The sequence below is a fragment of the Collinsella sp. AM31-2AC genome (assembly GCF_003469285.1).
Classification (GTDB): Bacteria; Actinomycetota; Coriobacteriia; order Coriobacteriales; family Coriobacteriaceae; genus Collinsella; species Collinsella aerofaciens_AT.
Map to the genome: position 1 here is coordinate 1 of NZ_QSJB01000001.1, position 23,523 is coordinate 23,523.

A 23,523-nucleotide genomic window follows, 5' to 3' on the forward strand; every position below is an offset into this window, starting at 1 on the left:
GGGCGGAGGCGGGGCATGCCCCGCCTCTTACACCACATCTCTGCACGCTACCTTAAAGGGAGTTAGATAAATCGATTTTGAGCCCATTTTCGCTCAGAGCAGGCCGAAAAATATGGCACTTCTTTTGCAACAGTACTCATATTTGGCATTTTTTGACCACGGGGGCCAAAACCATGCCCCAAAACACAAAAGGAGGGGCCTCGTAAGGCCCCTCCTTAGGAAAGGGAATCGATTTATTCCACAGCCGTAGATTAATCCTAGCCGCTACTCCATCATATCGAGGACGGAAGGGCGAAGCTCGTTCTCGGCGGCCTCGGGATCGGTCTCGCGCAGGCGGTTGATGTAGCGGTTGTACCACATCACGGCAAGGCCCAAGAAGACAACCACGCCGCCAACGTTGTAGACCAGCGTCAGCCACAGCGGCTGATCGAGCGGAATGGTGCCGCAGATAAGCACGAAGCAGAAGACCACAAGCAGGAATGCGGCAACGACCAGGCCAAAGCGGCGCGAACCCATGCGGAAGCCACGGGGAGCGGCGTCAAAGTTCTTGCGCAGCATAAAGTAGGCAAGCAAAATCAGCAGCGGTGGGAGCAGAGCGGTGGCAGCAGTCATGTTGGTAACGATCATGAGCAGGTCGTCGAGGTTACCGGAGCCCAGGGCCGGAATGATCAGGATGGGGACGACGATGGCGAACTGCAGCCAAGCAGCGCGGGCAGGAATGCCATGCTCGTTGAGCTCGACGATCTTGCTACCAAAGACGCCCTTGGGGATCTCGGTGAAGAAAACCTTGATGGGAGCAGAGGTCCACATCATGAGGGAGCCCAGCGTGGCGGCGAGAAGGATCAAGCCGATGGCGCGCGTAGACACTTCCATGGGAATGCCAAAGTGGGCAAAGACAGCGCCGAATACGTCGAAGATACCGGTGGAGATGGCAACGCCGCCCTCGGGGATGAACAGGTTAACCAGCAGCGAAGCGCCTGCATACAGAAGGCCGATGGTCAGGCCGGCGATAACGACGGTGCGCACGAAGGCCTTGACGCCACCCTTAAGGTCGTTAAGGAACACGCCGACAGACTCAGCGCCGCCAACGCCCTGGATGATCCAGGCAAGCGTACCGAAGAAGCCCCACGCAGTTGCGAAGTTGCTCATGTCGGGAGCCATGTTAGCGGGAGTAGGAGCCGTAGCGAACTCAACGCCGCCAAAGGCAGCAGCCAGGGACAGCAGGATGAACACGGCGGTCAGGCCGAGAGCCGCGGTCGAACCGAAGGAGGAAATGGAGCCGATCCACTTAGCGCCCTTGGTCGAAACCCACGTGGCGATAGCAAAGACGACGATCTCGATAATGGTGATCCACAGCTGCGAAAGCTCGGCGTTGGCACCAAAGAACACGTAGCTCGCGTAGATGATGACGTTGGGCAGGACGGACGCAAAGAAGAACAGGTTAACGAACCAGTAGCTAAATGCCGTCAGGAACGCCCAGCGACCACCCATCGAGGTCTTAACCCATGCGTACACGCCAGACTCGGAGTCCTTGTTGAGGCCGACGAACTCGGCGGTAACCAGGGTATAGGGGACAAAGTACAAAAGCGTGGCGAAGAAGAACGACGGCGCAGCTGCCAAGCCGATGGCCGCGTTGTTGTTGATGATGTTCTTGATACCGAACACGGCGGCGACCGTCATGCCCAGCAGAGCGAACGAACCAATCGTTCCTCGTTTTTCAGAGCTCATAAGCCCTCCCAATCATCTGTTAAATGTCATCTAAAACCGTCCGAGCTGCAAGTGCAAACACGGACGGCGCACCTGCTAAGGGGAATGGGGAAAAGGGAGTCAACAAAGCCATCCCCCTTAACGGCGCGAAGCAAACGTCCAGGCGGACGAATACTACTTGTTGGGGAAGGAATAACCTTCGACTGTCACGTGCAGCACCACGACGCGGGGATCCGCGGCATCGGCCACGACACGGTAGGCCTCGTCAATTTCGACGACGGCAACGCCGCCGGTGGGAATCGTCACGGTCTCCCCCGTACCCTCAAAGCGCTCGCGATCATCGATATCGCTGTAGGCGCGCGTACAGGTAAGATCGGCCTTGGAAGCCACCTCAACGGTCAGATTGCCGTCGAGCGGGGCGAGCACGGCATGGTAGCGACGGTGACCGACCAGATCGGCAGTAGCCGCCTCGTGGGCGTTCACCCACCAATACACCAGCGAGTCGCCGATAGAGTACGCCACATCGTGCTGCAGTTCAGAAACGCCGTCGAGTGCCTGACCGGTACGCATCCACTTCTTGACGGACTTCATCTGGGCGTCGAAATCGGCACGCGAGTTAAAGATATGCATGACTTATGCCTCCTTAATGGGTGCCAGCGCCTGAGCCAGATCGGCAGACGTCAGCGGTCGCAGGGACACCTCAAAGCTGAAGCTCTCAAAACGGGTGCGATAGGAATCGAGCACCTCGGAACCCCAAGAGTTCGAGCCAAGGCCGAGCAGCTGGTCGTTGATGTTGACCGTAACCGTGTCGCCCGGGACAAGATCGTAGACATGCTTGGCATTATCGATAGCCTCGCAGCTATAGGGCCATGCGGAGAACGAGAACGGATTGGAAGCGGCGTCGCTCGGACGCGTCACGACCAGACCGTCACCGTGGCTGGAGCGCAGGGCGACCCAGCGGGTACCCTCGCGGTTGGCGCAGTCCTGGGGCATAACGTAGGGCGTGAACATGTCGTCGACCGTAGTGCGGTAATGACCGACCGGGTTGGCGCGCAGCGAGTCCGGATAGTTCTCGCCCGGGCCGTGGCCATACCACTCGACGGCACGATCACAACCGGGGACCTCGAAGGAGATGCCGATGCGCGGGATAATGTCCGAATAGTCGCCGTAGGGCTCGCCGGAAACCTTGAGGTCGACGCGGCCACTCGGAAGCACGGTATAGACGAGCTCGACGCGCATGCCGAACGCGCGGACGGGAGGAGCGATACGCTGGCTCACGGTAACGACAACCGCATTGTCGTCCTGCTTCCAAGAAACATTGCGGGTAGACGTCTGCATCACATCGATGAAGTTATCCTTCCACAGGGAGTCGTACTCCTGGGCGTGGTTATCGACGAGCGGATGCCAAAAACCAACCTGGGGACCGGAGGTCATGACGTCGCGACCGGATGCCTTCCACTCGCTCACGGTACCGTTGACCTTGCTGAAGGTCAGCTCGCCGTTGAGGGAGCGAATACGAATCTCCTGCTCGGTCTCCTCGACCGTAAGCTCAGGACGAGTGGGGGCGGCAATTGCCGGCGCCGGATGGTTTGCGATGGCAAACTGGCTTGCACCCAGTTGGAACATCGGCTCGCACCAGGCGTGAGCCGCCATGGTGTAGGCGTGCACGGTCAGCAGGGTCTCGCCCACTGCGGCCTCGCGAATCACCAGCGGAAGCTGGACGGACTCGCCGGGGGCAACCGCACCGGGCATGAGCGTCTTGCGGCAGACCACGTCGCCGTCCACCAGGGTCTCCGCCGACAGGCAGACATCCTCGAGGGTGGTAAACCAACGCTTGTTGGTGACGGTCAGCTCGCCCGCCTCGGCATCGTAGGCCATGCGAACCGGGCAGATGACCTGGCCGTACTCGGTAAGGCCCGGGCTCGGCTGCTGCCAGGGGAACACCATGCCGTCGATGCAGAAGTTGCTGTTGTTGGGGTAATCGCCGTTGTCGCCGCCATACATGTCGTAGGCAACGCCGTCCTCGGTCACAGCAGCCAAACCGTGGTCGCACCATTCCCAAATAAACTGGCCTTGGATGCAATCCCAGCGATCGAAGACCTCCTGGTACTCGGACAGGCCTCCGGGACCATTACCCATGGAGTGGCCGTACTCGCAGTTGATGCGCGGCTTGGGGAACGGATGCTCGCCAAAGTCGTTCATCTGCGACACGCGGGAGTACATGGTGGAAATGACGTCGACGGTATCGGCGTTGCGATCCTCCTCGTAGTGGACCGGACGACCGTCGAGCTCGTGAGCTTTGGCGTACATCGCGCGGATGTTGCAGCCATAGCCGCTCTCGTTGCCCATCGACCACATGATGATGCACGCGTGGTTGCGTTCCTGCATCACCAGGCGCTCAACACGGTCAACGTAAGCCGGCTCCCAGGCAGGGTCGTCGGTGACCAGGGCGATATTGCCGATATTCTCGAAGCCGTGGCTCTCCATATCGGTCTCGGCGACCAGCATGATGCCGTACTCGTCGCACAGCTCGTAGAAGCGCGGATCGTTGGCGTAGTGGGACGTGCGCACCGCGTTGATGTTGTGCTGCTTCATGAGCTCCAGGTCGCGGCGCATGCGCTCGAGACCCACGGCGCGGCCCTTGTGATCGTCGTGGTCGTGGCGGTTGACGCCATGCATCTTAAAGTAGGTGCCGTTGAGGTAGATATGATTGCCCTCGACCGTCACCTCGGCAAGGCCTTGGCGATGCGGAACGTACTCGCTGACCTCGTCGCCGTCGTAGACCTCAAGCGTAAGGTCATAGAGGAAGGGGTCCTCGGGGTTCCAGAAGTGGGCATCGGCAACGCTGCACTCGGCATGGCCGTCGACGCACTCGCCCGTAGCGACCACATTCTGGCCATCGCTGAGCGTATACACGACGCGACTTGCGCCCTCGGCAACCGTATCGAGCGTGATCAGAGCGGCATCGCCCTCGCGGTGCGTGCGGAACCTAAAGTCGACCAGATGCGCGGCGGGACGCTGCATGAGGTACACATCGCGGAAGATGCCCGATGCCCACCACATGTCCTGGTCCTCGATGTAGCTACCATCGCTGTACTGCAGAACCTTGACCGCAAACAGGTTGTCGCCCTCGACGAGCGCGTCGGTCACGTCAAACTCGGCGGACAGGCGCGAACCCTTGGTCATGCCGATAAACTTGCCGTTGACATACAGCTCGCCGTAGCTCTCGATACCGTCGAAGCGAATAATCTCGCGAGCGCCGGCAGGCACGGCGGGAAGTTTGACGATGCGCTGGTAGACGCCCGTAGGGTCGTCGGAGGGAACGAACGGCTGATCCACCGGGAACGGAAAACCCTCGTCGGTGTAGGCAAGGTTGCCATAGCCGTCTACCTGCCACAGGTGCGGAACCTCCACGTGATCCCACTCGGGCTTGTACGTGCAAAGTGCTTCGTTGGAGACGGCCGCGGGGCCCTCAAAAAGGCGGAACTGCCACGAGCCGGACAGCTGGACAAATCCGCGCGACAGCTCGCGGCTGTACGTAGCGGCGAGATCGGCGGCCTCATAACCCATAAAGTACGCATGGGGTGCCAGGCGGTTCCTGTGGGTGAGCGCTTGGTTTTCCCAATCGTTAATGGCGTCCATGGTGATGCTCCTTCGTCATCGTAGTGCTTCTTTGTGCAACCGGTTGTCCTTATCTTACGGGCGGTACAAAAATCTGTGCAACCGGTTGTCCGCCGAACGGTCGATTTTGTCGGATTAACGGTGCAACCGGTTGTACAACCACGACACTTATGTCACCCTGAGTATCGAAACTCAGCGCAAAACAGCATTCCCAGGCGGCTGACAACGGCCGCGCCCATCTATGCCCCACCCGTGCAAGCCATGTTCAACAGCAGCTTGAACGTGAAATGCCACCAGTGGCCGGATATCATGAACGCTGTTCAGGCGCACTATAGTAAGCTGTATCCGCACCAGCCCGTATCAATGACAACATCGACCGCATTTTCCAGGAGACGCCATGACCCAACCAGTTCGCACCGCACCTACGCTTGCCGAGGTTGCCGCAGCTGCCGGCGTGTCGCGCTCCACGGCATCGCGCGCCCTCAACGATTCGCCCCGCATTAGCGAGGAAACCAAAAAGCGCGTCCGCGCAGCGGCCAAGGAAGTCAATTTTGTCCCCAACGCTCGTGGCCGAGCGCTCGCTGTCGGACGCACGGAAATCATCGCCGTGCTCGTGACCGAGCCCCTGAGTGAACTCTTCAGCGACCCCACCTATAGCGAGTTTTTGAGCGGCATTACCGAAGAACTGTCGGAGTCATCCTATCTGCCCGTTATCTTGCAGGCGTCTTCTACGCATGAGCGCAACCGCGCACGCGAGCACTTTGAGCGCCGCTCGTTCGACGCCGTAATCAACGTCTCCCCCTACAAGGGCAGCGAACTGCTCGAGGTACTGCGCGAGCTGGGCGTGCCCACCGTGTTGTGCGGCCAGCTCGAGGGTCACCCCTATCGCGATGTGTTCTCGACGGTCTACTCTGACGACGAAGAGGGCGGACGCTTTGCGGCACTCGCCATGAAGGAGCGCGGGCGCAAAGATATCGTCGCCGTGTTGGGACCGCAAGACAACCCCGCTGTTGTCGACCGCCTGCGCGGCTACCGCGCCGTCTTGGGCGAAGACCTCCCAGACGCAAACGTTATCTATACCGGCTGGAACAGCGGAGACGGCTATCAGGCCATGCACCAGATCCTCGCGCGCGAGATTGCTTTCGATGGCGTGCTCTGCGGATCGGACCGTATCGCGGCTGGCGTCATCACCGCACTCAACGAGGCAGGCCTATCCGTTCCGGCGGACGTTTCTGTCGTCGGCTTCGACGATCACGAGATTGCGGCGCGCTGCGTCCCCGCACTCACGACCGTCCGCCAGCCCCTGCGCGAAGAAGGCCACATGGCCGCCAACATTGCGCTCGACATGATCAAGGGCGCCGAGCCCACCACCTCCGTGATGCACATGCAGCTCGTTCAGAGAGACTCGCTGTAGGAAACTGGGCCGGGCTTTTCGCCAGACAGTTGTTGCGGAAAGCCTGCCCCGTTTTGAGCGCTCATTCTGGGGCACAGTTTCCGTTAGACCGCTCAAGCGGAAACTGTGCCCCATTATTTTGCCGAATTCTGGGTCGCGCTTTCCCAGAGGACCCCCTTTGGGAAAGCGCGACCCGTTCTGGACGCAGATTCCGGGACGCACTTTCCGCAACGCCCGGTCATCCCATGCCCTCACAATCTCGACGTATAAAAAACGAGGGAAGGCACGTGTCCTTCCCTCGTTACGGGCAATATGTAGCCGCTTGCCTACATCAGGCGCAGGCTGACGTCCTTGAGCTGGGCGCCGGAAACGGCACTCGGGGCGCCCGACATGAGGTCGGAGCCGCTGGCCGTCTTGGGGAACGCCATGACGTCGCGGATGGAGTCGGAGCCGGTGAGCAGCATGCACACGCGGTCCAGGCCCAGGGCGAAGCCGCCCATCGGGGGCGCACCAAACTTGAGAGCCTCCATGAGGAAGCCGAACTGCGACTCGGCGCGCTCCTCGGTAAAGCCCAGGAGCTTGAGCATGGACATCTGCATTTCGGCGTTGTGGATACGCATACCGCCGCCGCCGGCCTCAAAGCCGTCCATGACAAAGTCGTAGGTGCAGGAACCGGCTGCCAGCGGGTCGGCCTCGATCTTGGCGATGTCGGTCTCGGTCGGCAGGGTGAAGGGCTGGTGCTCGGCAGCGTAAGCCTTGCGGTCCTCGTCCCAGTGGAACAGCGGGAAGTTGACGACCCACAAGAAGTCGTGGCCCTCGCGCTTGATCTCGAGCGCGTTAGCCATGTGAGAACGCATGCCGCCCAGGATCTCGTCGGAGAGCAGGCGCGGGCCGGCGGCGAACATCACAAGGTCGCCGGGCTCGACGTCCATGCGCTCGCGCAGGGCAGCCATCTCCTCGTCCGAGAAGAACTTGACGATGGGGCTGTTGATGGAGCCGTCCTCGCGGAAGGCGATCCAGGCAAGGCCCTTGGCGCCAAACGTGGAAGCCACGCCGGCAAGCTTATCGATCTTGGCGCGAGCCCAGGCACCGGCGCCCTTGGCGTTGATGGCCTTGACGACAGAGCCCTCCTCGTTCGCGGCAGTCGCAAAGACCTTGAACTTGGAGTTGGCGAAGATGTCGGTCAGGTCGACCAAGTGCATGCCATAGCGGGTATCGGGCTTGTCGGAGCCATAGGTGTCCATGGCCTCCCAGTAGTTCATGCGACGCAGCGGCGTGGGCATCTCGACACCCATGCGGCCGAAGGCATCGGCAAGAACCTCTTCGAGCGCGCTCATAACGTCGTTCTGGTCCACGAAGGACATCTCGATATCGACCTGGGTGAACTCGGGCTGACGGTCGGCACGCAAGTCCTCGTCGCGGAAGCACTTGGCAACCTGATAGTAGCGCTCGACGCCACCGACCATAAGCAGCTGCTTCAGGAGCTGCGGGGACTGCGGCAGGGCGTAGAAGTTGCCCGGCTGGATGCGGCTGGGGACGATGAAGTCGCGGGCGCCCTCGGGCGTGGACTTGAACAGGGAGGGCGTCTCGACCTCCATGAACTCACGGTTGTGCAGCGCCTCGCGAATGGCAAAGGTAAAGTCGGAGCGCAGCTTGAGGTTGGCCATCATCTCGGGACGACGAAGGTCCAGATAGCGATAGCGCAGGCGGGTGTCCTCGCTGGTCTCGATGCCGTCCTCGATCTGGAACGGCGGGGTGACGGACGTGTTGAGCACCTCGGCGTGGTCGGTCAGGACCTCGATCTCGCCAGTCGCGAGCTTGGTGTTGGTGGTCTCCTCGCCACGGGCGCGCACGACGCCGTGAATCTTGATGGGCCACTCGGGACGCATGGTCTCGGCGATCTTAAAGGCGTCGCCGTCGGAGTGCTCGGGGTCGAAGGTGAGCTGCGTGATGCCCTCACGGTCGCGAAGGTCGCAGAAGATAAGGCCGCCGTGGTCGCGGCGACGGCTCACCCAACCGGTGAGGGTGACCTCTTCGCCCACGTTCTCGAAGCGAAGCTCGCCGCAGGTACGGGTGTGCATGGAATGCTCATCGATGGGACGGGTCTGGCTCATACCAGTGATCCTCCTTTATGGATCTGTGCCGCCCCGTGTCGTTCCGGGCGGCGTCGTACAGATTTGCCCAGCCTGCGTAAACCGCGCAGCCAGACATGGCGTTCTATCTTATCGCACTCGCGTCGATGTGCCGCGAAAAAGTGGCTCCTGCCCAAAGACTTGACGGAGACGAAACAATTGACGCGCCGTGACACCCGCCCGCGCTCGTCACGTGCGACAATGTGCCCCAATACAACTGCACTTGGAAAGGCCCGCCATGACTGCACGCCTCATCGTTATGGATATCGACTCCACGCTCATCAACCAGGAGGTCATCGACCTGTTGGGCGAGGAAGCCGGCGTGGGCAAGCAAGTGGCGCAGATCACCGAGCGCGCCATGCGCGGCGAGCTTGACTTTAAGCAAGCGCTCGAGGAGCGCGTGGGGCTGCTTGCCGGCTTGGACGAGAGCGTGTTCGAGCGCACCTTTGAGCGCGTGACGTTTACCCCCGGCGCGCTGGAGCTTGTGCGCTCGGCGCACAGCAAGGGCTGGAAGGTCGGCGTCGTAAGTGGCGGCTTCCACGAGGTTGCCGACAAGATCGTGGCCGCCGCGGGAATCGACTTTTGCCTGGCCAACCGTCTGGAGGTCGTAGGCGGCAAGCTCACCGGTAAGTTGGCTGCCGACATTGTGACCAAGGAGTCCAAGCTCATCCAGCTGCTGGACTGGGCAGTTGAGTGCGGCGTCGACATGGCCCACACCGTCGCGATCGGCGACGGTGCCAACGACATCCCCATGATTCAGGCCGCGGGCACGGGCATCGCGTTTTGTGCCAAGCCCAAGACGCGCGAGGCCGCCCCGTTTGCCATCGACGAGCGCAATCTGATGCTCGCCATGGACATCATCCTGCGTGACTAGTCGATCCGTCTAACAATTGAATCAGTCTGTCCTATAGTTTCCGAACAATTTTGTCTTAATGTTCGGAAACATACCCTTTGAGTGCTAGACTTTGCGCCGTCGAAGGGAACATATATGGATAAGCGAGATCTTGAGCAGTTACTGAGCGATGTTGCCGGCGGGGCAGTCACCCCGGCCGTCGCCCTCACGCGCATCCAGACGGCTCCGACCGCCGATTTGGGCTTTGCGCAGCTCGATCTTTCGCGCGGGGTGCGCCAGGGAGCCGGCGAGGTTGTCTACGGTGCCGGTAAAACCGCCGATCAGATTGCCGCCATTATCAAAGCGCTGCGCGATGCCGGCCAGGAGCGCATCCTGGTCACGCGCCTGGACGCCAAAAAGGCCGCCCGCACCTCGGAGCTTCTCGGCAACGGCATCGACCTGGGATATGTCCCGGACGCGCAGCTCGCCCTCGTGGGCGGCAAGCCCTCCCCTACCGGCAACGGACGCATCGTTGTCGCCTGCGCCGGCACGAGCGACCTGCCCGTCGCCGAGGAAGCCGCGTTGACGGCCGAGTTCTATGGCAACGAAGTCGATCGCCTTTACGACGTGGGCGTCGCCGGGCTGCACCGCCTGCTTGCGCATGCCGAGGAACTTGCCCAGGCGCAGGTGGTCATCGCCATCGCCGGCATGGAAGGCGCCCTGGCGAGCGTCATCGGCGGCCTGGTGAGTTGCCCGGTCATCGCCGTTCCCACCAGCGTGGGCTACGGCGCGAACTTTGGTGGCGTGGCCGCGCTGCTCGCCATGCTCAACTCCTGCGCCAGCGGCGTCTCGGTCGTCAATATCGACAACGGCTTTGGTGCCGCCTACCAGGCAAGTCTTATCAATCATCTGAGCGCCGGCACGCCCTGCGCCCGCTAAGGAGCATCCCATGTCCAACCATCAGCACACGCTTATCATCGACGGCACCTCGGGCATCAGCGGCGATATGACCGTTGCGGCCCTGCTCGACCTGGATGCCAGTGAGGAGCAGCTGCGCGAACAGCTCGCCACGCTGCCGGTCGATGGCTTTTCGATCGCCGTCACGCGCGTAAACAAGCACGGCATCGACGCCTGCGACTTTGACGTTCAGCTGGCAGAGGAGCTCGAGAACCACGACCACGATATGGCCTGGCTCTACGGCAACGAAGCAGCTGTCGAGCATATGCATGAGCATGAGCACCACCATCATCATGACCATGACGAGCATGAGCACGAGCACACACACGACCATGACCATGAGATCCACGGCCATGGCCACGAGGGGCATCATCACGCCCACCACCATCACCACCGGTCTTTGGCGGACGTCACCGCCATTATCGATGGCTCGCAGCTAAGCGATGGCGCCAAGCGTCGCGCCCTCGCCATCTTTACCGCACTCGCCGCTGCCGAGGCCAAGGCTCACGGCAAAACGCCCGAGACCGTCATGTTCCACGAGGTGGGCGCCATCGACTCCATCGTCGACGTCTGCTCTGTCGCCATCTGCCTCGATGACCTGGGCATTGAGGACATCGTGGTCGAGTCGCTCTCCGAGGGCCACGGAACCATCCGCTGTGCACACGGCCTCATGCCCATTCCCGTCCCCGCTGTCGTCAACCTGTGCCAGGCGGGCAATATCGCTCTCACGCCTGCACCGGTCGCTGGCGAGCTCGTAACGCCCACAGGCGCCGCCATCGTCACCGCCCTGCGTACGTCCGACCAACTGCCCTCACGCTACCGCATCGAAGCTGTCGGCTACGGCGCCGGCAAACGCCCCTACGAGGGTTGCTCCGGCACGCTCCGCTGCCTGCTCGTTCACGCGGACGCATAGCCATGGATGCCCGCAAGGCAAAAAGCCGCGCCGCCATCGTTGCGGCGTTCTCCGAGCTCCTGCGCGAGGAAGATTACGGCAAGATCACCGTCGGCGACATCATCGCTCGCGCTCACGTAGGCCGCGCGACATTCTACGGTCTCTTTAAGAGCAAAGACGACCTACTGTCCGAACTCGTGAGCGACATCTGCACCCACGCTCTTGACGACGATGGCACACCGCTCGACGACCCACTCGTGCAGGTCGAGCATATCCTCAACAATCTCTGGGAACGCCGCCAGGGCGTTCGAGCCCTCGTAGCCGGCGCCGGCTCACGCGTCTTCGCCGACTGTCTCCGCAAGACCATCATGTCGCGCGCAGCCGAAACCGTCCCCGTCGACCCCGCAGGCCCCGCCGGCACCATGGACCGCAGTTTCCTACTACACCACATAGCCTCAAGCTTCGTAGGAATGGTCCAATGGTGGGCCTGGCACAACTTCCAAGCAGACAAAGCCGACGTAGCCAAAGACTACCTATCAGCCATACAGCCCCTCTTCACCTAAGTTAGCCTCTCATTCCAAAGTCTCGCCCCCATCTCAGGGCACTAAAAAGCAAAGTGCCCATCCCATCCCCAAGTCACGCTTTCTTGTAAGGGCACCCAAAAACAAAGCGCCCCTCACATCCAAATTCAGATATATATGTTGGGTTGCTTGTTCGAACACAGCCAAGAATGCCCAGGGCTCGGCAAGGGTTTACTTTCCAACGCATTCCGCAGGACGCAAAAAGGCTCGCCGCACAAAGTGCGCAGCGAGCCTTTTTGCATGTCCGAGGACGCGTTGGAAAGTAAACCCTTGCCGAGCCCGAACCTTATAGAGCCGTCCTTCGACTAGAACATGCCCAAGAAACCGTGCACAAACAGCGCGGCGACAATAGCACCGACAAACGGCGCGATGCCAGGAACAAGCAGACCATACTTCCAGTTGTTGTCAGCCTTGTTCTTAATCGGCAGCACCTGATAAGCAAGGCGGGGACCAAGGTCACGTGCCTGGTTCATAGCGAAGCCGGTGATGCCGCCCATGCCCATGCCAACGGCCCAGACAATCAGGCCGACGCAGATGGCGAGCATCAAAACGTCCTCACCAGCACGGCTAGCAGCAGCAAGGATGGCGCTAATGAACACAAAGGTGCAGATTGCCTCGCAGAAGAAGTTGCGGGCATAGTTCGTACCCTCGGTGGTGGGGTTGGTCGAGAAGATGTTGCGCTGGGCAATGGGATCGACGACACCCTCGGAAGCCTTGAACTCATCGGCATACATAAACCAAGCGATCACGGCACCCACAAAGCCGCCGAGCATATCGGCAAGCATGAAGGGGATGCAGTTGCCCCACGGCACCAGACCGACGATGCACTGGGCAAGCACCATAGCGGGGTTCATGCACACGGCGCCGCCAAAGACAAACAGGCAGACCGAGATGCCAAAAGACCAGGTGGTGATGGCAAACATATGGCCGGAGCCCTGATACTTGGTGCCTTTGAGCACGGTATCGCAGTGCACGCCCACGCCAAAGACGATCATGAGGGCCGTCGCGCCGAATTCGCAGAGGAGTTTGGTAAGCATAAAACCTTATCTTTCTTGTCGGTTATAAACGATTCGTTTAAGCCGCGCACTAGTGCTGCGCGACGACAACACCCAGGCCATCGGGGATGACGGCGACCTTGGCGTCGGCACCCTTCATCTCAAAGGCGAGCTTGAGCGCCTCCTCGAGGGTGTTGACCGGCGTCATGTGCATATCCTTGAGCATCTGGTGATCGCACAGGTCGGTGACCATGATCACGGGGTGATGCGCCAGGATGCGGGCAAAGATCTGGCTCGTCCACTGATCGGGCAGGGTCTCGTCCTTAGGACGATCGATACAGGCGCGCTCAAACTCTGCCGGATCGTTGTCGGCGATGTTGTGATAGAAGCCCTCGCCGCCGTGACCGTCGGCACAACCGGCGACGTCGATGATCACGCCGCCCTCGGGAAGCGTGGCCTCGGCAGCGCACATGCCCTTCACAGCCTGATAGATGTTCTGATCGAGGGGGTAGCCGCCGTTAGTGGTAATGGCGATCTCGCACTCGACGGGCTCAACGCCGGCAAGGCTCTTCACGAACTCGCAGCCAGCCTCGTGCGCCTTGTGGATGTCGCCGGCAAAGGAGCCAATGACCTCGTGCTTGCCGTTGAGCACCACGTTGAGCACAAAGGCAAGGTGAGCCATCTCGGCGGCGGCAAACATGTCCTCGCTCACGTGGTTGTGGCACAGGTTGCCGGCACGCGAGTGGGAATCGTTCACAAACTGACCGTTGTGGTTGTACATGATGGTCTTGTAGCTGGCGATGCCAGGCAGGACGGACTTGCGGCTACCAGAGAAACCGGCAAAGAAGTGCGGCTCAATAAAGCCCTCGGCAAGCAGCAGATCGCAATCGGCCGCAATCTTGTTGATGATGCACTCGCCACCAGAAGGCAGGGTGCCGATCTTTTTCATCATGCTGTCGTCGGTCGCGACATGCATAACGATTTCCTCGTTGGCAACGATGTCCTCGCCATACTTATTGACGAGCTCCTCGTGCGTCGACGGACGGTGCATACCCGTAGCAACCAAAATACGCACACGGGCCTCGGGCGCAGCGGCATGAATGTGATGCAGCAGAATAGGCATCGTCACACGCGAAGGAACGGGACGCGTATGGTCAGAGCTGATAATTACGATATCCTTTTTGCCAGCACAAAGCTCCTCGAGCGAAGGCGAGCCATAAGGGTTGGCAAGCGACTCCTCTACCAGCTCTTCCTGCGATTTTGTAGTCTTAAACTCGTTTTGATGACCTTCCATCACACCCGCGAAGTTCTTGTCCTCGAGCTCCAGATGCAACGTCTTGTGGTCAAACGGTAGTTCACATTCAAACATTGACGAGCGCCCTCTTCCTTTCAACTGACACACTAGTCAAACCGTTGGAAGGATACGCCGCTCACCGAAAAACACCACCGTCCACCGACTCATTAACACAACGTTCATATTTGACCCATAACAAAACGGCCGTGGTCCCAATGAGGACCGCGGGCGCTACAGTCGCAAGGCGAGAAGCGCCAAACGCGCCGCCGAGACAGACCCCATCCAAAACGCGCGAAGCGCGCTATCTTTTCCCCAGCAGTAATCCGCCGAAGACCGGACATCGTAGGGCCCCATCAGTTTACTTTTAGGCACACTCCGCAGGACGCAAGAAGCCCTCGCCGCACGAAGTGCGCAGCGAGGGCTTCTTGCATGTCCGAGGACGTGCCTAAAAGTAAACTGATGGCGGACCCGGACGACTACAGGGTTATCGATTACCCCGTGTTCTGCAATCCTGCCGAGACGCCGGTCACAGTCGAAAGAATCAGGCTCATGTACTCGGCCTTCTTCTCCTCGGCCATCTCGTCCTGGTTCATACGCACCTCGCGAAGGGCGCGGACCTGAGCGATGGACAGGGCGTCGACATAGGGGTTACGCACGCGAACGGCGCAGCCAAGCACGCGACGGCGCTGTAGCGGCCACTCGTCACCGACGATGGCAAGGACCCACTTACGCGTGAGCTGCATCTCGGTGAAGACCTTCTTGGACAGATCCTGGCGATCGCCCAGGTGCAGATACATCTTGGCGATGCGCTGGTCGGTCTTAGCGATCGACATCTCGATGTTGTCGATGAACGTGCGGAAGAACGGCCACTCCTGGTAGGCAGCCTTGAGCTGGTCAAGATCGCCCAGCTGCTCGCAGGCGGTACCCAGACCGTACCAAGCGGCCAGGTTAATGCGAGCCTGGCTCCAGCTGAAAATCCACGGAATGGTACGCAGGTCGTCGAGCGACTTGGCACCCAGACCGCGCTTGGCCGGGCGCGAGCCGATCGGCAGCAGACCGACCTCGGTCAGCGGCGTCACGGTCGAGAACCACGGTGTAAAGTCCTCGGTGTTCAGCAGATCCAGATAGCGCTCGTGGCTTGCAGCGTTGAGCTTCTCGGCCATATCCCAGAACTTCTGCGTGGTCTCGGTGTTGGTCTTCTCGACGCTCGGGGCCGACTGCAAAAGCGTTGCAGCGGCAACGGACTCAACATGGCGCTGAGCCAGCGTGCGGTTACCGTAACGGGCAAAGATGACCTCGCCCTGCTCGGTGAGCTTAAAGAAGCAGTTGACCGAACCCTTGGGCTGCGCCAGCACGGCCTTGTTGGCCGGGCCGCCACCACGGCCCACGGCACCGCCGCGACCGTGCATGAGCACCAGATCGATATCGTTCTTCTCGGCCCACTTGGCAATACGCTCCTGTGCGGAGTGCAGCGCGAGCATAGCCGTGGTAGGACCGGCATCCTTGGAGGAGTCGGAATAGCCCAGCATGACCTCCATGCGACGGTTGGTCTGGGCAAGGCGCTTTTGCACCACGGGCAGCGTAAGCATCTGGTCGAGCACGTCGACGCAGCCCTCGAGGTCCTCGAGCTGCTCGAACAGCGGGATCACGTCGAGCTCGGGGACATCCTCCTCATGCGCAAAGGACAGGTGGGCAAGCTCAAAGACGTCGGCCACATGCTGGGCGCTCTTGGTGAACGAGATGATGTAGCGGTGCGCCATCTTCTTGCCGTAACGCTTTTGGATGGAGCCGATAGCGCGGAAGGTATCGATGACCTCGCGCGTCATGGGCTGCAGATCACCATGGATACCGTTCTCGTGGATATCCTTGAGGGCGCGGGCGTGCACCACGGAGTGCTGACGGAACTCCATCTCGACCATGTGGAAGCCGAAGGACTCGACCTGCCAGATGATGGTCTGGACCGGGCCGTAGGCAGCACGGACGGCACCGCAGGCGGCCAGCGAGCGCTGGACGACGCGCAGGTCCTCCAGGAACTCATCGGCGCTGTGGTACATGGTGTCGGTGATGCGACGCACGGTGGCGTTGAGTCGGTCGGCCATGACGAGCATGACGGCGCGATGCGGCTCGTGCTCGGAGATTAGTTCAGCACGTGCGGTGTACTGAGTGCTCATCTCGACCTGATGGTTCCACAGGTTGATGAGCTCGGCAGACGGCTTGCTGTAGGTGGCCTCGAGCGTGAGGTTGCGGCCGATGCGGCGGCACTTGTCCTCGAGCTTGAGCACCATATGGGTGAAATACTTGGCAGCGACCTCGCGGCTCACCTTGGCGGTGACGTTGGGGTTACCGTCGCGGTCGGAACCGATCCAGCTGCCGGGGTGGAAGAACGCCGGGCACAGCGGCGGCACGGTGCCGGCCTTATCGCCCAGCACCCAGTCATCAAAACGACGATAGATGACGGGAATAACGTCGAACAGCGTGTTATCGAAGATGTCGATGATGGTATCGGCTTCCTCGACCGGCGTGGGTTTCTTGAGCGCGATGGGGCTCGTACGCACCAGGGCGTCGATCTCCTGCAGCATATGGCGCTCGTTCTCCACCAGGTCGGAACCGCCCAGACGCGGACGCTCCTCCAGCAGGTTGGAGATACGGCGAATCTTGCCCTCGACGGCCTTACGACGGGCCTCGGTGGGATGTGCGGTAAAGACAGGGTGGAACTCGAGCTTGCCGAGCAGCTCGTTGGCGCCCTCGACACCCATCTCGTTTACCAACTGGTGATAGGCGACGGTGAGTTCGTTGGCAGGATCGACCTCGGTATCGGTCGATGCGCCGGCCTCGCGCTCGCGCAGCTGCGCCACACGGTAATTCTCCTCCGACAGGTTTGCCAGATGGAAGAAGCTCGTAAAGGCGCGGACGATAACCTGCTGTTTATCGAGCGGCAGGCTGTCGATCATATCGACAACCTCGCGAAACGCCACGGCGGTGGGCTCGTCGGCAGTGGGCACGCCCTGCTCGTCGACGGACTCGTCGGCAGCACGGCTACCGGGGTTGCCGGCATTGGCCACAATCTCGGCTGTCAAAATCTTGTCGAACAGGTCCGCGATCTCGGGATCATACTCGCTAAGCACACGGCGCTCCAGGCGCAAGAACAGCGCCAGATTGTCGCGCAGCTCCTCGGGGATCTCGATCTCGGCGAGACGCTCCTTGGACTCGGCATTCAAGCCGATTCGGTTAACGAGGCGGTTGACCACGGCAGCGACACGCGCCGCGGCTTCGGGTACAGACTGGTTGCTTGGGTTCTCAGCCACGTTTCCTCCCATTCCTCCTTCTATGCACGTAACATGCGGTATCCATTATAGGCACTCGGCAAAAACTTTCGACGCTGATTGCGCTTTACCACACAAAAGTATTTTCTGCATTGCAAGGGTTTTTGCCCTAAATGGTCGTATTTCTCGGTAGGCGGCATATACAAACGGGGGCATTCCGCATAAAAGCGAAACACCCCCGTAACAATCGTTCTCCATGAGCAGGGCACGTTAGCAGGCCCGCAGCTCAAAAAGATGCGCTACAGGCGCTCGCGAACCGCCTCGACCACATTGGCCAAATCGACGAGAACCTCGTCATGGCTCTGCATGTCGCGCACCTTAACCTTGCCGGCAGCAAGCTCGTCGCCGCCCAAGACCAAAATGAGCTTGGCGCCCACCTTGTCGGCCTGCTTAAACTGGGCCTTGAGCGAACGGCCCTGATAGTCTGCCTCGGTCACGATACCTGCGGCGCGAAGCTGCTGCGTAATGGCAAACACGTTCTGGCGCAGTTCCTTGCCGGCATTGGCGACGTAGACACACGGGGCCTCATCGGCGCCCAGGTCGCTGCCAAAGGCCTGCAGGGCCAACAGGGCGCGCTCAAAACCGACGGCGAAGCCGACGCCGGCCGTGGGCTTGCCGCCCTCGAGCTCAACCAGGCCATCGTAGCGACCGCCGCCACCGATGGAACCGACGCCGGCGCCGGGAGCCTCGACCTCAAAGACGGTACGGGTGTAGTAGTCCAGGCCGCGCACCAGGGTGGGGTCCTCGACATACTCGATGCCAGCGGCATCCAGATAGCGCTTGACCTGCTCGTAGTGCTCGCGACACTCGTCGCACAGGTTGTCACCCATCAACGGGGCCTCGGCCATGATCTCGCGGCAATGGTCGTTCTTGCAGTCGAAGGCGCGCAGCGGATTAAGCTCGGCGCGCTCGCGGCACTCGTCGCACATCTCGTCGGCGTGGTCGAGAATGAACTGCTTAACCTGCTCGCGATAGGCCGGACGGCACTGGGCATCGCCCATCGAGTTAATGAGCAGACGGAGCTTGGAAAGATCGAAGCCCAGGCGCTTGTAGAACTCCATGAGCATAATGATGCACTCGGCGTCTGCCGCCGGATCGGGAGCACCGAGCCACTCGATGCCCACCTGGTGGAACTGACGCAGGCGACCCTTCTGAGGACGCTCGCCGCGGAACATGGCCTCGGCATAGTAGGCCTTAAACGGCGTGGAGCCCTGAGGCACCAAGTTGTTCTCCACGACGGCGCGCACCACGCCGGCCGTGCCCTCGGGACGAAGCGCCAGGCGCTGCTTGGGCTTGAGCTTGCTATCGGTACCCTCGGTAAAGACGCGCTCCAGGTTGGCGCCGCTAAACACGCGGAACATCTCCTTGCGCACGACGTCGGTCGACTGGCCGATGCCGTGGACAAACACGTCCACCTGCTCGATGGCGGGCGTCTCGATGGGCTTAAAGCCAAACGGCTCGAATACGCCGGCCGCAATCTGCTGCATTTTTTGCCAAGCGCGCATCTCGGCGCCGATAAGGTCGCGGGTTCCCTCCGCCTTCTGTGCCTGCATGGGCAAACACCTTTCTTTTGTATCGCGTCATAGGTACAGGACATTATACGGCACAAAGCAGCAACGCGGCGGCGCGTCTGACCGAACGAGGGTATGGGGACTCGTTCGGCCAGACGCGCCGCCGCTGTTTGTGATCCGTTTTCCTCCGTCCCCTTCGGATCACGTGATCTGTTGGGGACGGAGGAAAACGGATCATTTCGTAGGCCCGTGGCGACCTTGGAAACCGAATGATGGTACGAGCATCCATTCGGCTCCCAAGACCGCCGCGGACAGAGCAGGGTGAGCCGGCAAACGCGGCAGCGTGCTTACTCCCCCGCCACGCTCGCGCGCAGCTTGGCGGCGATGGGCTCGGATGCCAGCAGGAACACGAGCATGACCACGGAGCACGCCAGGCACACAATCCAGGTGCTCGCAAAAGAGCCCGTGGCATCGAACAGCACGCCCGAAACGATGGCGCCCACGGTGCCGCCGACCATCTCGAGCGAGGTAATGGTGCCCGTGACCTTGCCGAGGTCGGCCATGCCAAACTGCTTTGACGCGGCAATGGTGGGCGTGATGGTGCCCATGCACGTTCCGATACCAAAGCTCACAGCGGCCACAATAGGACCAAGGTCCGTCGTCGGGAAGCACAGCGCCACACAGGCGACAATACACGCAACGGAACCCAGCACGTTGCCAAAGCGCAAACCAAAGCGATCGTAGATGGCGCCGAGCGAAATCTTGGCGATAACAACCGTGACCATGTAGGCAGAAAGCACCGTACCGGCCCACATGGGGTCGTGGCCGCCCGTAACGATCTTGGCGCCGTTGACGGTAACGCTCGTCATGTTGGTGACCTGGTTGGGCAAGATGGCGCCGTTAACGAGTCCCATAAAGAGGAAGGCGACGACAAGCAGCCAAAACGCCGGGCTCTTCTTGATGCGAGACCAGCCAACGTTAACCTCAGGCGCCGTGTGCTCATCCTTGTCGCCAGCCGTCGAGACGGACGGATCGCCCGGGTTCTCGCCGAGCGGCTTAAGGCCGATCTCGGAAGGCTTGGTGCGGAAGGAATAGGCCGTGATGGGCAGCGCCGCCACCATGCAGATAGCCGCGAGCACTAGGAAGGCGGAACGCCAGCCAACGCTCACGATAAGCGAGCTCACGATGGGAGACAGAATAGCGCCGCCAAAGCCCGAGCCCGAAAGTGCGATGGAGATGGCAAGGCCTCGCTTGGCCGTAAACCAGTTGGCGGTCACAAGGCTAATGAGCAGGCGGGTCGAGGCGACGGCAAAGCAGCCCGAGACGGCAAAGAGCACGTAGACCTGCCACAGCTCACCGACAAAACTCATGCCGGCAAGAACGGCAGAGGTGGCGATAACAGTGAGGGAGCCCAAAACGCGACCGCTCACTTTATCGGCCACATGACCGATCACAAGTGAGCCGATAACGCTCACCACGGTGGAGATGGCGTTGGAGATGTTGTACTGCGCAAGAGAAATGCCCAAGTCGCTGACGATGAGCGGCTGGAACAGACTCATGCAGTTAACGAAAATCGTGTAGCACGTGGCCATGATGACAAAGCCGGAGGCCACGACGAGCCAACCGGGGAAGAATTTATGCTGCCGGGACATACTGCTCCTTTTTAACGAACGAGTAGCAAGATTGGGTGCTACCGGTGGTCGGCGATGTAGCCCAAAGCGACGGCGGCATAAGCCGCGGCGCCAAGGGGAAGCTCGGCATCGCTAAAACGTGCCTTGGGATGATGCTGAGCAAAGTGCTCGTCCGTATCAGTCACGGCAGCGCCCACGGTAAAGTACGCACTCGGGATCTCGCTCGAGATCAACGCGAAGTCCTCGCTCGCCATGGCGTGGAACAGCGGCAGGAAGGCAGCCTTGGGCAGCACCGCGCCCACGTAGCCAAGCGACGCCTGCGTCATGCCGTCGTCGAGTACCAGCGGCGGAACATCCGAAAGCGTCTCGATAGTCGCCGGCGTGCGATACGTTGCGGCCACGCCGTTGACGACCTCGGCGATGCGGGTCTTGAGGTGCTCCATGAGCTCGACGTCGAAGCCACGCAGCGTTCCCTCAAGCACACAAGTGTCGGGAATGACATTTGCGGCCTGACCGCCGGCGAACTTGCCAATGGTAAGCGCGACCTCCTTGGCCGCCGGCACCTCGCGGGAGATGAGCTCCTGAAGCGCCAGATGCACATGGACGCCGGCCGTGATGGGGTCGATGCAGATCTCGGGGCTCGAGCCATGGTCGCCCTTGCCCTGAAGCGTGATGCGAAAACCGTACACGCCCGAGAGCGCCGGGCTGCCGTAGAGCACCAGGCCAAGCGGCGACTGGCTATTGACATGTATGGCGAAGGCGGCCTGGGGACGCGGGTTCTGCAGCAGACCGTCGGCGATGGCGGCGCGGGCACCCTCAAAGGTTTCCTCGCCCGGTTGGAACAGCAACTTAATCGTGGCGTTGGCGTCGACAAGCTCGGACTCGCGGGCCTTGAGCAGGCGCGCCGCACCAAGCAGCGCCGTCGCGTGCATATCGTGTCCGCATGCGTGCATGCAGCCGTTCGTAGAGGCGAAAGGCTCGCCTGACTCTTCAGCAACAGGCAGGGCATCCATGTCGCCACGGAGCATGATGACCGTACCGGCCTGTTTGTCCGTGCACGTACCGTTACCCCGAGCAGCAGCTGCCGCGCCGGCACCGATTAGGCCAACGACACAGGAGCCGTCAACAAGCACGGCATAGGGAATATCCATCTCGTCCAGACGCGCCTGGATAAAGGCGGACGTCTGCGGAAGGTTGTTACCGAGCTCAGGCGTTTGATGGAGATCATGGCGCCATGTGGCAAGCTCGTTGGCAAACGCCTGAGCTTCTGCAACAAGACCGTCACCGATAGCGGCCTGCGCCGCCACGGTGGCCTTGGACGCTGATTGCGGTTGAAGATCGGACTGAGCTAGTGCCATAAATGCCCTCCAGTAACGTTTTTGCAGTAAGCACTTTGATAGCGTAAAGCGCAAGGTACAGCTTTAAGGGCGAGGCATAAAAAATGCCGCCCCAGGAGGGCGGCGCAACAAGTTGTTTACAATTGCGGGCGCGGCTTTCGACGCAAAAAATCGAAGTGAGTCTCGCTCAAGATAATCGACAGGAAGATAAGCACAAAGCCGGCGAGCAGGCGCGAGGTGAGCGCCTCCCCCATCAGCAGCACCGAAAACAACACGCCCGAAGGCGACTCCATCGAAAGGAGCAGCGAGCCCGTCGAAGCCGGGACATGCGCCAGGCCGACGTTTTGGATGAGCAGAGCCACGCATGTGCAGCCCACCGAGAGAAACGCCATCACACAGATAAAATTCGGCGTCCACACGGACAGAGGCGCCTGGGTCTCGAATAGCAGCGACGAGATCAGGCTCAGCACGCCATTGCCCACAAACATCCAAAACGTGATGACGTTGATGTCCATTTTGCGACCGTACTTGGCGGTCACCGCCATCTGGATGGCGAAGAAAACCGCGCCGCCCAGCGTAATGGCATCGCCGATGTTGAACTCGACGCTATCAAGCGCCACCAGGCCAATGCCCGCCAAGCACAGCAGTGCCGCGCCCAGATTATAGCGGGTGAGTTTTTCGCCGCTCAGAAAATAGCTCGCAAAGGGCACGAGGATGCAGTACGTACCCGTCAAAAACGCGTTCTTGCCCGCCGTGGTGTGCGCCAGACCGACCGTCTGCAGGACGTAGGCGGCCCACATAAGTGTGCCCATTCCAAGTCCGACGATAAGATTGCGGGCGTTGAGGTGCGCGATGATGCGCTTGTGGAAGATGACAAACATGACCAACGCCGCAGGCAGAAAGCGCACGTAGAGCAGTTCAAACACCGGAATGGTGTCGAGCGCGTCCTTCATAGTGGTAAAGGAGTAACCCCAGATAATCGCCACCGAAAGCAGTAGAACTTTCCAGAACAACGGCGAACGAGCACCGGCACCACGGGAGGTGCCGCCCGCACCCAGGTCCTCGCGAGCCACAGGGCCATCGGGCATCATTTCGATATTGTCAGTGACATGCTGGGGCATAGGGCATCCTCGCGCTCAATCTGGGCGTGGTGTCCGCACGCGCGTGACCGCATGCCGCCTCATGGTCAAATAAAAACAGGGCGCACCGGACCCCCGGCACGCCCCGCTACTGTAGCAACAACCAAGCAGCCCATGCAATTCACTCAACTAAAGCGTCGGAACAGAAATCCTCGATGTTCCGACGGCGTTTACGTTG

The 23,523-nt window shown here is 60.7% G+C and carries 16 protein-coding genes; 5 read left to right on the top strand and 11 right to left on the bottom strand.

The genetic code is table 11. The annotated features are described in order from the left end of the window. Positions 1-264 precede the first annotated feature (264 nt). From DW796_RS00005 to DW796_RS00015, 3 genes are all read right to left on the bottom strand, one after another. On the bottom strand, positions 265-1,728 hold the full coding sequence (locus DW796_RS00005; protein ID WP_117583376.1) for an amino acid permease: 1,464 nt from the start codon (positions 1,726-1,728) through the stop codon (positions 265-267). Positions 1,729-1,881: 153 nt separating this feature from the next. After that, positions 1,882-2,337, bottom strand: a complete 456-nt coding sequence (locus DW796_RS00010) for a hypothetical protein (protein ID WP_117563669.1) — start codon at positions 2,335-2,337, stop codon at positions 1,882-1,884. Between the two features lie 3 nt (positions 2,338-2,340). Continuing rightward, complete coding sequence (locus DW796_RS00015) at positions 2,341-5,349, bottom strand: glycoside hydrolase family 2 TIM barrel-domain containing protein (RefSeq protein WP_117583377.1); 3,009 nt, start codon at positions 5,347-5,349, stop codon at positions 2,341-2,343. Between the two features lie 376 nt (positions 5,350-5,725). On the opposite strand from DW796_RS00015, the gene DW796_RS00020 reads away from it, so the two are divergent. Further along, complete coding sequence (locus DW796_RS00020) at positions 5,726-6,742, top strand: LacI family DNA-binding transcriptional regulator (RefSeq protein ID WP_117583378.1); 1,017 nt, start codon at positions 5,726-5,728, stop codon at positions 6,740-6,742. Between the two features lie 305 nt (positions 6,743-7,047). Here the strand turns inward: DW796_RS00020 and aspS are convergent, their stop codons facing one another. Next, complete coding sequence (gene aspS, locus DW796_RS00025; RefSeq protein ID WP_117583379.1) at positions 7,048-8,835, bottom strand: aspartate--tRNA ligase; 1,788 nt, start codon at positions 8,833-8,835, stop codon at positions 7,048-7,050. A 256-nt stretch (positions 8,836-9,091) separates the two neighbouring features. On the opposite strand from aspS, the gene serB reads away from it, so the two are divergent. The 4 genes from serB (at position 9,092) to DW796_RS00045 (ending at position 12,097) form a co-directional block, all read left to right on the top strand. Further along, the gene (gene serB, locus DW796_RS00030; RefSeq protein WP_117583380.1) at positions 9,092-9,727 is read left to right on the top strand and encodes a phosphoserine phosphatase SerB; all 636 of its coding nucleotides are present in this window, start codon (positions 9,092-9,094) and stop codon (positions 9,725-9,727) included. Between the two features lie 114 nt (positions 9,728-9,841). After that, the gene (larB, locus tag DW796_RS00035) at positions 9,842-10,624 is read left to right on the top strand and encodes a nickel pincer cofactor biosynthesis protein LarB (protein WP_117583381.1); all 783 of its coding nucleotides are present in this window, start codon (positions 9,842-9,844) and stop codon (positions 10,622-10,624) included. A gap of 10 nt (positions 10,625-10,634) precedes the next feature. Next, on the top strand, positions 10,635-11,555 hold the full coding sequence (locus DW796_RS00040) for a LarC family nickel insertion protein (RefSeq protein WP_117583382.1): 921 nt from the start codon (positions 10,635-10,637) through the stop codon (positions 11,553-11,555). A gap of 2 nt (positions 11,556-11,557) precedes the next feature. Then, on the top strand, positions 11,558-12,097 hold the full coding sequence (locus tag DW796_RS00045) for a TetR/AcrR family transcriptional regulator (RefSeq protein WP_117628965.1): 540 nt from the start codon (positions 11,558-11,560) through the stop codon (positions 12,095-12,097). Positions 12,098-12,420: 323 nt separating this feature from the next. Here the strand turns inward: DW796_RS00045 and larD are convergent, their stop codons facing one another. From larD to DW796_RS00080, 7 genes are all read right to left on the bottom strand, one after another. Beyond that, entirely contained in the window at positions 12,421-13,152 is a 732-nt protein-coding gene (gene larD / locus DW796_RS00050; RefSeq protein ID WP_117583384.1) for a D/L-lactic acid transporter LarD, read from the bottom strand. Between the two features lie 49 nt (positions 13,153-13,201). After that, on the bottom strand, positions 13,202-14,479 hold the full coding sequence (larA, locus tag DW796_RS00055) for a nickel-dependent lactate racemase (protein ID WP_117583385.1): 1,278 nt from the start codon (positions 14,477-14,479) through the stop codon (positions 13,202-13,204). Between the two features lie 416 nt (positions 14,480-14,895). Beyond that, positions 14,896-17,652: a phosphoenolpyruvate carboxylase gene (locus DW796_RS00060; RefSeq protein WP_369831552.1), complete on the bottom strand. Its 2,757-nt coding sequence runs from the start codon at positions 17,650-17,652 to the stop codon at positions 14,896-14,898. Between the two features lie 314 nt (positions 17,653-17,966). Continuing rightward, positions 17,967-19,280 carry a histidine--tRNA ligase gene (gene hisS / locus DW796_RS00065; RefSeq protein ID WP_117583387.1) on the bottom strand — a complete coding sequence of 438 codons (1,314 nt, stop codon included), beginning with the start codon at positions 19,278-19,280 and terminating at the stop codon, positions 17,967-17,969. Between the two features lie 305 nt (positions 19,281-19,585). Beyond that, entirely contained in the window at positions 19,586-20,890 is a 1,305-nt protein-coding gene (locus DW796_RS00070; RefSeq protein WP_117583388.1) for an MFS transporter, read from the bottom strand. Positions 20,891-20,928: 38 nt separating this feature from the next. After that, positions 20,929-22,227 carry a M20 family metallopeptidase gene (locus tag DW796_RS00075; RefSeq protein WP_199579814.1) on the bottom strand — a complete coding sequence of 433 codons (1,299 nt, stop codon included), beginning with the start codon at positions 22,225-22,227 and terminating at the stop codon, positions 20,929-20,931. Positions 22,228-22,343: 116 nt separating this feature from the next. Further along, positions 22,344-23,327, bottom strand: a complete 984-nt coding sequence (locus DW796_RS00080; protein ID WP_117637368.1) for a DMT family transporter — start codon at positions 23,325-23,327, stop codon at positions 22,344-22,346. Positions 23,328-23,523 lie beyond the last annotated feature (196 nt).